General features: G+C 34.8%; 11 protein-coding genes and 4 pseudogenes. 9 read left to right on the forward strand and 6 right to left on the reverse strand.

Translation table 11 applies throughout. The features are described 5' to 3' along the window. Positions 1-53: 53 nt before the first annotated feature. Positions 54-884, reverse strand: coding sequence for a helix-turn-helix domain-containing protein (locus ACX5JI_RS05325; protein ID WP_459500027.1), 831 nt, complete (start codon positions 882-884; stop codon positions 54-56). A 424-nt stretch (positions 885-1,308) separates the two neighbouring features. Here ACX5JI_RS05325 and ACX5JI_RS05330 point away from each other — a divergent pair. Then, positions 1,309-1,701 (forward strand): annotated as a pseudogene (locus tag ACX5JI_RS05330) (SH3 domain-containing protein); the annotation flags it as partial. A 263-nt stretch (positions 1,702-1,964) separates the two neighbouring features. Here ACX5JI_RS05330 and ACX5JI_RS05335 read toward each other — a convergent pair. The 5 genes and pseudogenes from ACX5JI_RS05335 to ACX5JI_RS05355 all read right to left on the reverse strand — a co-directional run. After that, complete coding sequence (locus ACX5JI_RS05335) at positions 1,965-2,294, reverse strand: hypothetical protein (protein ID WP_459500287.1); 330 nt, start codon at positions 2,292-2,294, stop codon at positions 1,965-1,967. A gap of 88 nt (positions 2,295-2,382) precedes the next feature. After that, positions 2,383-2,469: pseudogene (locus tag ACX5JI_RS05340) on the reverse strand (DUF7018 domain-containing (lipo)protein); the annotation flags it as partial. A 56-nt stretch (positions 2,470-2,525) separates the two neighbouring features. Beyond that, on the reverse strand, positions 2,526-3,080 hold the full coding sequence (locus ACX5JI_RS05345; protein WP_097795780.1) for a hypothetical protein: 555 nt from the start codon (positions 3,078-3,080) through the stop codon (positions 2,526-2,528). A 211-nt stretch (positions 3,081-3,291) separates the two neighbouring features. Next, a pseudogene (locus tag ACX5JI_RS05350) lies at positions 3,292-3,863 on the reverse strand (helix-turn-helix domain-containing protein); the annotation flags it as partial. Between the two features lie 481 nt (positions 3,864-4,344). Next, positions 4,345-4,581: pseudogene (locus ACX5JI_RS05355) on the reverse strand (site-specific integrase); the annotation flags it as partial. A 162-nt stretch (positions 4,582-4,743) separates the two neighbouring features. Between ACX5JI_RS05355 and ACX5JI_RS05360 the strand changes: the two are divergent. From ACX5JI_RS05360 to ACX5JI_RS05395, 8 genes are all read left to right on the forward strand, one after another. After that, complete coding sequence (locus ACX5JI_RS05360; protein WP_459500028.1) at positions 4,744-6,822, forward strand: right-handed parallel beta-helix repeat-containing protein; 2,079 nt, start codon at positions 4,744-4,746, stop codon at positions 6,820-6,822. 772 nt (positions 6,823-7,594) lie between these two features. Beyond that, positions 7,595-8,335, forward strand: a complete 741-nt coding sequence (locus ACX5JI_RS05365; protein ID WP_459500030.1) for a YveK family protein — start codon at positions 7,595-7,597, stop codon at positions 8,333-8,335. Further along, a complete protein-coding gene (locus ACX5JI_RS05370; RefSeq protein WP_459500031.1) occupies positions 8,284-8,946 on the forward strand; it encodes a CpsD/CapB family tyrosine-protein kinase in 663 nt (220 codons plus the stop codon). Before ACX5JI_RS05365 ends, ACX5JI_RS05370 begins: the two co-directional genes overlap by 52 nt. A 345-nt stretch (positions 8,947-9,291) precedes the next feature. Further along, entirely contained in the window at positions 9,292-11,118 is a 1,827-nt protein-coding gene (locus tag ACX5JI_RS05375) for a polysaccharide biosynthesis protein (RefSeq protein WP_459500032.1), read from the forward strand. A gap of 57 nt (positions 11,119-11,175) precedes the next feature. Then, positions 11,176-12,330 (forward strand): glycosyltransferase family 4 protein, encoded by a 1,155-nt coding sequence (locus tag ACX5JI_RS05380; RefSeq protein ID WP_459500033.1) that lies wholly within the window; start codon positions 11,176-11,178, stop codon positions 12,328-12,330. Further along, the gene (locus tag ACX5JI_RS05385; protein WP_459500034.1) at positions 12,315-13,424 is read left to right on the forward strand and encodes a glycosyltransferase family 1 protein; all 1,110 of its coding nucleotides are present in this window, start codon (positions 12,315-12,317) and stop codon (positions 13,422-13,424) included. The genes ACX5JI_RS05380 and ACX5JI_RS05385 overlap by 16 nt, the downstream gene beginning before the upstream one ends. A 5-nt stretch (positions 13,425-13,429) precedes the next feature. Then, positions 13,430-14,323, forward strand: a complete 894-nt coding sequence (locus ACX5JI_RS05390; RefSeq protein ID WP_459500035.1) for a glycosyltransferase family 2 protein — start codon at positions 13,430-13,432, stop codon at positions 14,321-14,323. Between the two features lie 32 nt (positions 14,324-14,355). After that, complete coding sequence (locus tag ACX5JI_RS05395; protein WP_459500036.1) at positions 14,356-15,417, forward strand: EpsG family protein; 1,062 nt, start codon at positions 14,356-14,358, stop codon at positions 15,415-15,417. Positions 15,418-15,450: the final 33 nt, after the last annotated feature.

A 15,450-nucleotide genomic window follows, 5' to 3' on the forward strand; every position in this document is an offset into this window, starting at 1 on the left:
ATCTCCCTCCTTAATAAGTAAATAATGCCAATTTAAGGAGAGGGCTGTAAATATTACATCTCCATAAATTCGCGGTCAAAGAAATACTTGTCCATTAAATTATTTACAATCCCATTGAAGTATGCGAATTTACCCTTTTTCATTTTTGCTCCGAATTTAATTTTCATAACAAATTCTTTAATAGCTTTTAAGCCAATAGTAAGCTCCTGGTCTTTATTGAATGCTGTATCACCTGTTCTATGATTAATAACTTTATTACACTGTCTTACTACCTTCCACAGTTCATGAATTGTTTTAGATTCAGAATAAAAACAGCTAACTAAAGAAACAAAACGTTCTGGTACCCAATGTGCAACAAAATCAGCTCGTTCAATATTATCTTCAGGAGTATTGCTATTATCATTACTATTACGTTTGTTTATATCTTTTATATTTTGTTTTAAGGAAACAGGGGTTGTCTTCTTGGCCGGACACTTTGTTTCAATTTTAGCAGGTACCTTGTCGGACACTTCTTCCACAATAGGTTGAATAATAATTGCATTAGCTGTTTGCATCATATCAGATTTACGTTTCATAGCTATCTGCTTGATCATGTCCAGGTCCACAAGTTTCTTCATTAAACGTTGTACAGTTTTATAACTAACTTCTAACATAGCAGCAAGTGTATTTTTGCATAGGAAACTAACGCCTACATATTTGCAGCTGTGGCGTTTTAAAATTTCAAGTAGTACAATGAGCTTAGATTGTACGTCAGTACGCTTAATAGACATACGAATTGTATCTCTGTATGTACGTACAGTTTTATTCATTCCTTCTAATTCTTTAAATGTAGAAAGATTGTGGAAGGATTCTTCACTTGCTATCACATCGATACGTTTCTTCATTAGATTCGGGCTCCTTTGTAGAAACAAAAAAGCAACAGAATGCCGAACGTAAGCAAACTGTTGCTAGGAGCCCTTACGTACTGTAAAATAGTCCGTAAGAGTACAGCAGGTGTTTGCCTATCTTGAGTAGGCGGACGGTATATATAGTGTTGGCGCACTGTATATACACGCTGTGCTTTTTGTTTTTAGTTTGATTTAAAATTGCCCGGTATTTGCCCGAAAGATGCCCGATTTTACATAGTATATATTGATTCGTTTTGCGGTGGTGAATTTACGAAACGTTGATAAATCAATATTTCACACCGAATTCGATTTGTTTTCATGGCTTAAAATATGTTCCGCACGCAAGTTCACCAATGGGAACGCGACCAATATATGACTCTTTACTAAGAGGCTTAAACCCTTGACACATAACGTGTTGAGGGTTTTTCTTCGTAAAGGGGCAGGTGCAAGTTACTCTGTTATTCGTCAGTTAAATAAACCAGAATCATACCAAGTATGGGGAGAAAAAGATGGTTGGTTAAATCTTGGAGGAAATCAATGGGTATATAACAATCCTTCTTACATCAAGTTTGAGAAGAAAGAGCCAGTTAATCCGATTGCAGGAAAGCGTATTGTGTCCAAAGTGGACAAACTACGTTTCTATGACTCTCCATCTTGGCAGGATAAAGACGTTGCTGGTACTTTAGATGCAGGACTAGGGTTTACAATCGATGAAAAAGTAACTGTCAATGGATCACCACAATACAAAGTACACAATTCGAAAGGGAATACGTACTACATTACAGCTAGTGATGCATACGTAAACGTACGTTAACATAAAAGAAACCGGCTCGTAATTGAGTCGGCTTTTTTACTATGTATTAAACTTTAGCATTCATAAGTAACTCTTTTAATTCTTCTGTAGATAATTTGCTTTCTAACTCTTTACTTAAGTCAAGTATAGAAGTTTTATAATCTACTGCTACTTGTAAACTATCAGTCCTCTTTTTTCTGCATTGTCTTTAGAACAACCTACCCCACTAATTAACATAACTGGCAATGCAACTGCTAATAGTTTACGTTTCATTGTTATACCCTTTATTTTGTCTCTTTCAACTTTTTATCTACTTCAAATATTAGTTTAGACGCTTTATCCATTGACTCCCCACCTTGTTGAACTACACTTCCGTCTCTCATAGTTAATCCGTTTCTTATTGAACTTACGCCTTCCCTTAGTGCATACGTAGCTTCTTTTACAGTATTTTGTACGTCTAGATATTTATCTCCAGGGTCTAACGCAACTAACTTTTCTGCTGTCTCGTATATAGCATGTGACTTCTCTCTAAATTCTGTGTCTTTTTCTTCTATTGGTTTAGTACTAGTCAAGATTTCGTTTAACTCCAGTGATTCCTTCGTAATATCTTTCATTAAAGAGTTTAATTTTGACTTATATTCTTTCTCTGCTTTAACCTTTGATACGTCTTGACTATTCGCTTCTGATACTTTTAAGCTATCAGTCTTCTTTCTTCTCTGCTTTGTCTGTTCCGCAACCAACTAATAACATGATTGGAAGTGCTAACGTTACAAGTTTCTTTGCTTTCATATTTCTATTACCCCTTATTAGTTGAATGATTGTATGTATAATTACAAGTTACTCTATTACTTTGTATGTTCTTCCATTTTTTTATCAAGTGCTTTGGCGTAGGCATCTTTGGTTTCCTGATTTAACTTATAAATTGCTTCTCTCCACTGTTCTCCATCTACACCTGACATATGTGGAGAACTTTTTAATACAGCTTCTTGAATCTTCAGTCCATCGTCTTTATCAGCGTCTTTTATTAACTTTGTTCCTTTTCTGGCATCTGTTATCCCTTCTTGTACGAGTTTATGAATGTCTTTGTATTTATCAGGTACTATTATGTTCTCCATACGGTCTAAGGCTTCATCCATATCGTTTGCTGTTTTAAATACATCTTTATATTTCTTATTATCTTTTGAAGCTTCTCCTAGTTTTAACAATATTTCATCCTTCTTGAATTGAAACTCTACCAGTTGCTCACAAATATAATACGGATACTGTTTTTCAGATATTACTGTTTTCAATATTGCTTTACTAGTTTCCTCAGTCTTAGGGATAGAATCTTTATCTCCTACCCCACAACCTACTAATAATAGAATAGGTATTGCTAATGATAGGAGTTTCGTTGCTTTCATTATGTATCCTCCTTTTAAAAAGTATTGTAATTAATTAACATATTGAACCATAGCATAAATTATATAAATAAGATATAAAGATTTCCCATCCTTAAGAAAAATTTTGAGTGTTTTAACAATATGAAAAAATGTATTACGGTTGTAGAAAATCCCGCTCCATATGCTTTTTGAAAAAATTCCCTTATTGGTTCCTCAGCGTTTGGGAGCTTTTTTATAATCCCATAAACTCTTTATCGAAGTAGAACTTGTCCATTAAGTTATTTACAATCCCATTGAAATAAGTAAATTTACCATACTTCATTTTTATTCCAGACTTCACTTTCATAACAAACTCTTTAATAGTTTTTAAGCCAATAGTAAGCTCCTGGTCTTTAGTAAATGCTTTATCACCTGTTGTGTAATTAACAACTCTATTACACTGTCTTACAACCTTCTACAGTTCTTGAATTGTTTTTGATTCAGAATAAAAAGAGCTAGTTAAAGAAACGAAACGTTCTGGAACCCAGTGAGCAACAAATCAGCTTGTTTAATATTCTCTTCAGTAGTATTACTATTCTCATTACTATTACGTTTGTTTATATCTTTTATATTTTGTTTTAAGGAAACAGGGGGTGTTTTAATGGTAGGACACTTTGTAGGACTTTTAGTAGGTTCCTTGTCGGACACTTCTTCCACAATAGGTCGAATTACTATAGCATTAGCAGTTTGCATCATATCAGAATTACTTTTCATAGATACCTGGCGGATTATGCCGAGGTCCACAAGTTTCTTCATTAATATTTGTCTCCTTTGTGGAAACAAAAAAGCAACATAATGCCAAATTTAAGCAAACTTCTGCTAGGTGTTTTTTACCCACAATTCGCCCACATATCTTTCTTGTCATATCAAAGTTTATCCGTAATAAGAAAATAGAGAAGAAAAGCCCGCAAAAGCAGGCTATGTTTTGTCGGCCGTTTAATGACCATATTTTGACCATATTTATTTCAAAAGCAAACGAATATTATCGAAAGTCAATATACAAACAATTGTCGTTAAACATTGGTACTACAACATTTATGCATAGCTTAATAGATACAAATCTATATTGATTTTTGTTCCGCACGCAAGTTCACCAATGGGAACGCGATCAATATATGACTCTTTACTAAGAGTGTGAGGCCTTGATACTACGGTATCGGGGGCTTTTTTTATGTGGGCAAAACAGTTGTGATTTTAATACTTTAAATCGATGCCCACAAAATGCCCACAAACATCTCGAAAATTCTTCTAAAATATTCCGCATATGTTCCTCAAATTTGTTCATTGCTTCTTGGTCTAGCTTCTTACTAATGTGAGAATATACATCAGCTGTAATTTGCATGCTGCCATGTCCAAGACGTTCTTGTAAATACTTCATGCTTGCTCCGGCTTCAAGCTGTAATACAGCATGTGATGATGTAATGAGTGAATTAAAAAGACTCGATTTTGGCGTATAGTTACCGTCATTCCTGTAAAGAACTAAATAAATTCAACGTTTAACCAAGGGAATAGTTATTGGACGAATTGGAGAGACGAGTTTAAGGTAATCAGTTCAGAAACAGAAAAAAATAATAGCCGTCTCCTTATGGGACGTTTTTTTTATTAATGAATATACTGTTTTAAGAATATGGAGAGGTGATGAAAATTGAATTTTTTAATTGAATTAGATCGATGGGGGATCAAAGAAGGATTACCCACTAAACCCTACGTAGATGCTGATTATATACAAGCTGATAAGAATATTCAGGGGATAAACAATGCATTACAATTTGCGGCAAACAATAATTATTCTGAAGTTATTCTTCCCAAAGGTATTTACGCTCTATGTTATCCTCGTGAAATTATCATGGTTACTAATTTAAGCTTTAATTTAAATGGCTCAACACTAAAAGTAATATATGATTCTAATAAAAAATCACCATTCGATAATAGGACAACTACTGATTATTACAACTTTAAGGGGATCAGTTTTGTTTTTTCTAAAGTTAGCAACTCTTACTTGTGCAATGGCGAGATTGTAGGTTGTAGAGAGGATAGAAGCTTTTTAGATTCTCGTGAAGTGGCTCAGGAACACTCCTATGGAGTTGTATTTCGTCAGGGTGCTAGCTATAACACATTACGTAATTGTACAATTAGGGACTATATGGGAGACAATATTAGTTTTCTAAGCACAGGTTATGCAGATTATGCTGAATTTGATCCAGGCTTAACAGTTAACTCGTTAGATTACGCAACAGGGCTACCAATAACTAATACAGGTAAAACACTTATCTCTAAATTTCTCAACCTTCCACAGAACATTATTCCTTCGTATCAATCTATGTATGTAGCTGGTGCAGGTTATGCTCGTACAACTAATCTTAACAATAAGAATTTCGATATCTTCTTTTATGATCAAGCTGATAAGTTTATAGGAGTTCACAAGAAAAGACGTATCTATTCAGATATTACCATCCCAGTTAACGCTAAAAAGATTCGCTTTCAATTTTTTGACGAGACAGTAACAGCCAAGAATTTAGGTATCACTCTCTGGTATGGTCCTATGCCGAGCCACAATACAGTAACGCATTGTGAAATCTACAATGGCCACCGAGGAGGAATAACAGGGGGAGGAAGCTATAATGTTATCGAGCACAATACTATCAGGGACAACGGAAAAGCCCTAGGACGCTTTATAGATGGTAAACCTATCTTTAATGATCCGACTCGTTACTCAATCAATATGGAGGACTCCTATGGAGCTAACTGTGTGATAAGACATAATGAGATGTATGGAAGTTATCATGGCATACTCGTAGGTTGTTACGATATAGATATCTACGACAACACAATCCACAATATAGACAACATAGCTATAAACATTTACGGAACCGCATCAGGTAAAATCAGAGGCAATACAGTGTTTAATAGTCAGGTTAACTTAGGTTTAATGAGTCCTATTTTTTACTCTCCACTTATCAGCGTAACAGACAACACGTTTGTAGGTGGAACAACTAATATGAACGTCATCTCTTATAGAGTTAGCTTCTCGCAAAATCAATTCAGAAACCCTGCTAGTATATTTATTAACGATAACTGTAGCTTTTGGAGTAATCATATAGTATTCGACGAAGATGTTTCTGGCTTCTGGATTAAAGCTAAAAAGATTAAAGATTGTACTTTTAAGAGTACCGTTACAAGGGAAATTACATTGAAGACTTACGAGCTAGATAACTGTGAGTTTGAAAACTTACGAGTACGTATTGAACCTCTTAATAACAAGTTAGTTGAGATTTGTAAAATACACAACTCTGAGTTTACTAACTGCGAGGTGCGGAACCATATCTTTAGCGGATGTCCACTTAATACGGTATTTAAAAAATGTAAGCTAACTGATACAGCAACACAAGCAGGAATAACAAACACAGATAATCAAAACCCTTATACTTTACTAGAGGATTGCCAGCTCGTGTATAATTCAAAAGCTTATATGTTCCTCTCAGAGACAAATAGGCAGTATACAACTTACAAGGCAGTAAATTGCAAAGTTATAATAAATAATCAATCATTTAATGCGCTATTGTCTTCTGGATTAGCTGTTGGTGTGAACGAATTAATTCTAGAAAATAACGATTTTGTTTACACAGGATCAGCACCACTTACTTTAAAACCTTATCTCAATAAAAATCACATTCGAAATTTTGTTGATTCAGGAAACACTTTTACAAATATAGTATTGGTATGATAAAATCCGTCCCCTTTGTGGAGGCGTTTTTTTTGTTTAGATATCTACAGGCTTATGAGTGACTTTCTTGATCGGTATTCTTATTTTTCTTGCGTGTGACCAATAACTAATTGAAGATCATCTTTCCATTTCTTTTGTTTATAATTATCCTATATGATCTCTCCGCTACAATCATATGTTTTCCCTTCGTTTGGCTGTAAGGTATCCATACTTAGCTGACTGAAAATGCCGATTTGGTTTGTTGTTGTCTTCAATATAGTATTCGCGAGGAATTTCTAAAATTGAATTAGAGTTGTTCTGCACAGTTACTTTCATAATAATCGAAGCTAGATTTTCGAATTGTTTATTCTTATATTCAGTAATTTTGCATTCTGAAATGTGAAGTTCCGTGACGATGATAGGATATTAGAAATAGACCGTATTCAAAAGATGGTAGTAAATGATGGGAAATTAAAATGTTATGAAATGGAGTTAGCAAATTTGATAACAACAAAATTGATTTGTGATGGAATGAAAATGGGATGTGTAAACAGTATAAACAATTTATGGAATATTAATATTGACTCGTTCTTTACAAAGAATTAAAATGATTTTAAATAGAATGAATTTTTATTTTATTTAATGAATTAACGGAATATATATATGAAAAAATTACATAATAAAAAGATGGAAATATCCGAATTTATTTCCGCAAGGAGGTAATTTTTAGACCGTTTAATTAATCCTAAGCAGTGTTTGACTTGCCTATAAAAAATTCTTGCGGAGGGAAGCTATGGAGAAGGAAATAAATCTTAAGAACTTATTTGCTGTTATAAGAAGGCGACTATGGATAAGCATTGTGCTTACAGTTATCATTACATCGGTGGGAGCGGCTTATAGTATTTTCTTAAAGACCCCATTATACGCATCTTCTGCCAGAGTAATTATTCAAGCGAATACTGAAACGATGAACACACTGAAAGTAATGATAAATGAGCCGGCTGTACTAGAGAAAGTAGCTGCGGAATTGAATATGAATAGATCAGCAAGCGCATTAAGTGGACAAATAAGTGCTGAAAGTGTACAAGGGTCCCAAGTAGTGAAAATTAATGTGGTTGATACGGATCCTGTGCTTGCAGCTAAAATCGCAAATACGACAGCAACTGTTTATAAGCAAGAGGTTGCTAATATATTCAATTTTAATAACATAAACATCTTACCGGAGGAAACAGCCAAGAAATATTCTACACCGATTAACATAAATCATACGAATACGATTATGCTTGCCTTCTTTGTTGGTTTCGTATTAAGTATCGGATTTATCTTTTTACTAGATTCGCTAGATGACACAATTAAATCGGAGCGGGCCATTGAAAAATTATTAGATATTCCTACTTTAGGAAGCATTTCTAAAATGAATAAGAAAAACATAACCGACAAATATAATAAAAAGGGACCTGTATCACTGAGGGGGGAAGGGAATTGGTTTACAAAAATAGAGGAAAAAAAGACAGAATCAAGGAAGAAAGCTTAATTACTTATGTTGCACCAAACTCTAAAGTTTCTGAACAATATCGTACAATTCGTACGAACCTTCAATTTTCATCTGTCACAGGTAAAGAGCGTACTATCGTTATTACTTCTCCAAATTTTGGAGAAGGAAAGTCAACTGCTACTGCTAATCTAGCGGTTTCTATAGCTCAGCAAGGTGAAAAAGTACTGGTGATTGATACGAATTTACGAAAACCGACAATCCATGAAATATTTAAACTTGAAAATAAAATTGGACTAACAAATATCTTGATTGGAAAAGAGACACTGGAGGAGGCTGTAATCCATACGGAGATTGGAAGTCTTGACGTATTAACAAGCGGACCAGTTCCATTTAATCCAGTGGAACTGCTTAGTTCCGTGGAAATGGAGAGCTTAATCCGAAAAGTGATGGAGCAGTATGATAGCATATTATTTGACTCTCCACCAGTTTTAGAGATGACGGATGCGAGCATTTTGGCTGATAGATGTGATGGGGTATTGTTAGTATTAAGTTGTAATCATACAGTGAATGAGGATGCGGTTGAAGCGAAAAGGATATTAAGTTTTACAAGAGGGAGATTAGTGGGAGCAATTTTAAACAATAAGGCATAAGTTTTTTACAATACACAGCTAGATGAATAGAGTGAATGTTTCTTTTTATGGCGGCATTATGGGAATGTAAGTTAAAGAATTTTTTAACTATGATGTTCTTTATAAAGAGAAGGACATTCTTTTAAAGAATTTGATGTGGTGATGTCTCCTTACCATTATCAATGGGGGCACTCGATCATGCTGTGGGTTGGAATAAACCTTAGATGCCAGTCATCAAGAGTGTGGTGTGAGGATAGGTTAAATGCCTAATTTCTAATAAAGTTTATAACTATGAATTTTTGAAAAGAGCTCATAGTTATAAACTTTATTTTTTGTGTAAAGAATTGATTAAAAGGGGAGATTTTTATGACGTATCGACAGAGGATATCGTTATTACTTTTAATAGATTCACTAATTGTATTAAGTGCGATTTTCTTCAGTTATTTTTTGGTAAATGCTAGTTTCCATGTTATCGCGATATCATCAGTTATTAGCTCTGTAACTTTATTACTCAGTCATCATTTTTTTGCTTTTATTTACAAAATGTATAAAAAAGCATGGGAATATGCAAGTATAGGGGAATTACTGATTATTTTAAAAGCCATTACATTTTCTATTATTACTACAGCTTTTGTACAACAAGTAATGATAAACAAAATTTATTTTCGCTTACTTGTTGTGACTTGGATGATTCATATTTTACTAATTGGAGGATCACGTTTTCTTTGGCGGATGTACAGAGATGCATATTTTAAAAAGAATGCTACGAAAAAGCGAACTTTAATTATCGGTGCTGGTTCTGCTGGAACAATGGTGACAAGACAGTTGTTACAGAATAATGCTACAGAATTATTACCTGTTGCGTTTATTGATGATAATGTGAAAAAGCATAATCTTGATATTTTAGGAATTTCGGTAATTGGAGGGGTTGATCGGATTGAGCGCGCCGTTCGAGAATTGAATATTGAAAGCATTATAATAGCAATTCCATCACTTGGTAGGAAAGGACTAAATGATATTTTTAAAGAATGCTCAAAAACAAAAGCGAAAACGCAAATTCTTCCTATGCTAGAAGACTTAGTAACAGGGAAAGTCTCGGTTAACGAATTTCGTGATGTACAAGTAGAAGATTTGTTAGGTCGAGATCCTATTGAATTGGATATGAATATTATTTCAGAATATATAACTGACAAGGTTGTTTTGGTGACTGGTGCTGGCGGTTCAATCGGCTCAGAAATTTGTAGACAGGTCACAAAATTTAATCCGAAGCAATTGATTTTATTGGGGCATGGTGAAAACAGTATTTACTCCATTGAAATGGAATTGAAAGAGTTATATGGTAACGAACAGATTATATTTACCCCCGAAATTGCGGATATACAAGATGATAAGAAGATGATGTTGGTGATGAACAAATATCGCCCATATGTTGTTTATCATGCTGCTGCGCATAAACATGTACCCTTAATGGAAAATAATCCGGAAGAAGCGGTAAAAAATAATTTGATTGGAACGATGAATATTGCAGAAGCAGCAAGCTGGCATGGTGTAGAGACATTTGTAATGATTTCATCTGATAAAGCAGTGAATCCGACAAGTGTCATGGGAACAACGAAAAGATTGGCTGAAATGATAATTCAACACAAAAATAAAACGAGTGATACAAAGTTCGTTGCTGTTCGTTTTGGCAATGTATTAGGCAGTAGAGGTAGTGTAATTCCGTTATTCAAAAAACAAATTCAAAAAGGTGGGCCAGTTACGGTTACTCATCCAGATATGGTTCGTTACTTTATGACCATCCCGGAAGCATCAAGGCTCGTTATACAAGCAGGAGCGTTAGCGAAAGGAGGGGAAATTTTTGTGTTAGATATGGGGGAACCAGTGAAAATTGTCGACCTTGCTAAAAATTTAATAAAACTATCAGGTAACTCTGTTGAAGAAATTGGAGTAGAGTTTACTGGAATGAGGCCTGGTGAAAAACTTTTTGAAGAATTGTTAAAAGATGATGAAGTCAATGAACAACAAGTTTATCCGAGGATTTATGTTGGGAAAGAAACTAACATTTATATCGAAGAAATTGAAAACATCATTTCTACATACTCTGACTTAAGTCAAGAAGAGTTGCGGAATAAGCTATTATATTTAGCTAATAATCATAACGTCCCAAAAACGCTAATTCCAATATCCGGTTAGATGCTTGTGACAGTTGTATCTTGACTGAAAATATAGTGAGATGGGTGTGTGAGTTAAGTGTCTAAGAAAGTGTTGTTTTGTGCAACAGTAGACTATCATTTCAAAGCATTTCATTTGCCATATATGAAATGGTTTAAAGAGCAGGCATGGGAAGTACATGTCGCGGCAAACGGTAATATGGAACTTCCGTATGTAGATAAAAAGTATGATATTCCTATCCAGAGATCCCCTTTAAAACTACAAAACTTTTATGCATACAAGGAGCTTGCATCAATCATCAAGCACAACAAGTATAATATCATTCATTGTCATACACCGATGGGAGGGGTACTCGCCCGCTTAGCTGCGCGAAAAGCGAGAAAACAAGGAACAAGAGTAATATACACAGCCCATGGCTTTCATTTTTGTAAAGGAGCCCCACTCATAAACTGGCTTATATATTATCCGATCGAAAAAGGACTAGCTTCTTATACCGATTGTCTCATAACAATTAATCAGGAAGATTATACTCTTGCCATGCGACATCGATTTAAAGCAGAGCGTATTGAACGTGTTCATGGGATAGGAGTGGATACAGAACGTTTCAAACCGGTAAAAGAATTTCATAAACAAAATGTAAAGATGCAGTTTGGTTATAAACCAAGTGATTTTTTAATGTTTTATGCCGCTGAATTTAATAAAAATAAAAATCAGCAACTTTTGCTTCATTCGTTATCCTTACTAAAGAACAAAGTCCCTCATGCAAAACTTCTACTCGCAGGGAACGGACCATTAATGGAAGATTGTAAGAAACTAGCTGTTCAGTTAGGAATTGCCGAGATGGTTCATTTTCTCGGTTATCGAACTGATATCGTTGCATTATTACCAATGTGTGATATTGCGGTTGCATCTAGTCTCCGCGAAGGTTTACCAGTTAATATTATGGAGGCTATGGCTTGTGGTCTTCCGGTTGTAGCTACTGATAATAGGGGACATAGGGAGCTTGTCCTTAATAATGAAAATGGTTGGATTGTAGATCGTGATGATATAGAAGAGATGTCTAATAAGATGAAACTTCTTGCGCAAAACCCAAAGCTGAATGTTCAGTTTGGGAGTGCTGGCCGTATGATGGTTGAAAATACATATGCCATCAATGAAATATTAGAAGAAAAGGAAGGTATTTATGCAATGCTTATGGATGAAACGGAGGAGTTAAAGTGGGCCATCCATTAAGGGTATTACATGTAGTCGTAAATATGAATCGAGGCGGGGCTGAAACTTTAATTATGAATTTATACCGAAATTTAGATCGTTCCAAAGTCCAATTCGATTTTCTGACTTGTAAAGAAGGTGTGTTTGATGATGAAATAGTAGCGCTAGGAGGAAAAGTTCATCGAATTCCATATATAACTGATGTTGGTCATACAGGATACATGAAGACTTTAAATACTTTCTTCGCGTCCCATCAACAATACAGGATTGTACACGCGCATATGGATAAAATGAGTGGGTTTGTACTCCGTTCAGCTCAAAAAGCAGGTATACCCATTCGAATCGCTCACAGTCATAATACTAGCAGTGAGGGTGGGGTAGCGGCAAAGATATATAAATGGTACGCAGGAAAATCTATTGTACCATGTTCAACACATTTGCTAGCATGCTCGACTGCCGCAGCTCGATGGTTATTTGCAGATAAGGCAGGTATAGCTAGAATCTTAAAGAATGGGATTGAGTGTGATAGATTCGCGTTTTCTTCAGAAATTAGAAAACAAGTGAGAGATGGACTACAAATTCACCAAAATACTTTTGTGGTTGGACATGTCGGAAGATTCGCGCATCAAAAAAATCATTCTTTTCTTCTAGATGTGTTTGCTCGATTAATCAAGTTGAAACCAGATTCTATTCTCCTATTGGTAGGGGACGGACCGCTTCGATTAGAAATCGAAAAAAAAGTAAGGGATTTGAGTCTGAAGGATAATATAAAGTTTCTTGGCATGCGTAGTGATATAGAAAAATTGCTTCAAGCATTTGATGTGTTTGTATTCCCATCTATTCATGAGGGTTTGCCAGTTACTCTTATAGAGGCGCAAGGAGCCGGATTGCCTTGTATAATATCAGACGTTATTACACAGGAAGTTGATATGGGAATGAATTTAGTTGAGTATTTGTCTTTAAATGATAAAAAGGTATGGATAGAAAAAATAGAAAGGATAGCGGTTAGAAGTTTACTAAGGAATATGCCAGGTCAAGCATTAGTTAAAAAAGGGTACGATATAAAAAATATTGCGGAATTAACACAGGACTTTTATTTAGCAGTGTCGAGGTGAATGATTTGAAGAAGTTAACGGTTTTTACACCTACTTATAATCGGGCGTACTGTCTTCACAAATGCTATGAAAGTTTGAAACGCCAAACATGCAAGGAGTTTGTATGGTTAATTATAGACGATGGTTCCGGTGATAATACAAAAGAGTTGGTGAGCAGTTGGAGTGCTGAAAATTGTATTGAAATAAAATATCAATGGCAACAAAATCAAGGTATGCATGGTGCTCATAATACAGCATATGAGATGATCGAAACGGAACTGAATGTATGTATTGACTCAGATGACTATATGCCTGATGATGCCGTAGAAAACATACTTTCTTTTTGGGAGAGCTATGGAAATGAGGAAGTCAGTGGCATGATTGGGCTTGATTCGTACACAGATGGACGCATTATTGGTTCAAAGTTACCGGAGAGTCTTAAAAGTTCTACACTTTTTGATCTCCATAATACGCATGGTGTGACTGGTGATAAGAAGCTTGTATATCGTACGGAACTGACGAAGAAGTATCCATACCCAGTCTTTAAAAATGAAAAGTATGTAGGTTTGGCATATAAGTATTATATGCTCGATCGGCAGTATGAGATGTTATTGATGAATGAAGTCCTTTGCTGTGTTGAATATTTGCCTGATGGCTCATCCATGAACATGTTAAACCAGTATCGTAGGAATCCAAAAGGTTTTGCTTTTTATCGTAAGGAGCTTATGAAGTTGCCATTTGCCAGTCAGCCATTTAAATATAGACAAGCGATTCATTATGTATCTAGTAGTCTTATGTCAAAAAATAAAAAGTTTATAAGTGAGACATCATGTAAAACACTTACACTTTTCGCTATTCCGCTTGGGATGGTGCTTTATTGGTACATCATAACCAAAATAAGAATTTCAGAAGGAACATAACAGTTTAGTAATATGCTGAAAGGAAATAATAGATGACTATACTTTGGATGAATCTTGCTTTAGTGTTTACACTCTCTTTTTTTGCAAGATATTTTGCTATGCCTAGAACTACGATCCCTGCACTGATAAAACCGAATCAGTTTTTAGTTTTGATGGCTACCTTGTCCCTTACGTTGGTATCTGGCCTTCGAACCAATATTGGAGATACATACTTTTATATGCATACATATACCATTACTGATTTTAATTGGGAATATATCCAAAAAAATAAAGATATGGGATTTAATATTTTGCAACTAATTTTACAAAAGTATACAGAGGATCCTCAGGTCATGGTTTTTATTACAGCATTAATAACAAATGTAATAATCGTATTCGTTTTATATAAGTATTCAAGGTTAATTGATTTAAGTTTGTATGTTTATATCACATCTGGAATGTACTTAACATCGATGAATGGGATTAGGCAATATTTAGCTACAGCCATTATTTTTACTGCCACAAAATATATCCTTGACGGTAACTGGAAAAGATACATTCTTATTGTTCTACTTGCATCAACATTTCATCAAAGTGCGCTTGTTCTTATACCAATATATTTTTTAATTCGAAGAAAAGCGTGGTCAGGGGCAACGTTTATCCTTCTTTTTTTAGCGGTATTTATCATATTAGGGTTTAATCAATTCTCTGAAGTTTTCTTTGCGGCGATAGGGGATACTCAGTACGGCCATTACAAAGATTTTCATGAAGGTGGTGCCAATATCCTTAGGGTTGCAGTTGATGCCGCCCCACTTATACTTGCTTATCTTGGCAGGGAAAGGTTGAGAGAACTCTTTCCGAAGAGTGATTATATTGTAAATATGGCATTGCTAGGTATGGTTTTTATGCTGATTTCAACACAAAACTGGATTTTTGCAAGGTTTGCTATTTATTTTGGATTATACCAATTAATATTAATTTCTTGGGTTGTAAAGCTGTTTACCGAGAAGGATCAGAAGTTGGTCTATTATACAATTTTAGTATTTTACTTTGTTTATTTTGTTTATGAGCATGTGATTACTTTGGGGATTATTTATAAGAGTAATTTCCTATGATTGTATCCTTTCTTTATGGGAATCTAACAGTAA

The organism is Bacillus sp. C1 (genome assembly GCF_054570475.1).

Coding starts and splice junctions, on each gene's coding strand:
- ACX5JI_RS05325 (WP_459500027.1), bottom strand. CDS start 884: ATGAAGAAACGTATCGATGTGATAGCAAGTGAAGAATCCTTCCACAAT.
- ACX5JI_RS05335 (WP_459500287.1), bottom strand. CDS start 2,294: ATGAAAGATATTACGAAGGAATCACTGGAGTTAAACGAAATCTTGACT.
- ACX5JI_RS05345 (WP_097795780.1), bottom strand. CDS start 3,080: ATGAAAGCAACGAAACTCCTATCATTAGCAATACCTATTCTATTATTA.
- ACX5JI_RS05365 (WP_459500030.1), top strand. CDS start 7,595: ATGGAGAAGGAAATAAATCTTAAGAACTTATTTGCTGTTATAAGAAGG.
- ACX5JI_RS05375 (WP_459500032.1), top strand. CDS start 9,292: ATGACGTATCGACAGAGGATATCGTTATTACTTTTAATAGATTCACTA.
- ACX5JI_RS05395 (WP_459500036.1), top strand. CDS start 14,356: ATGACTATACTTTGGATGAATCTTGCTTTAGTGTTTACACTCTCTTTT.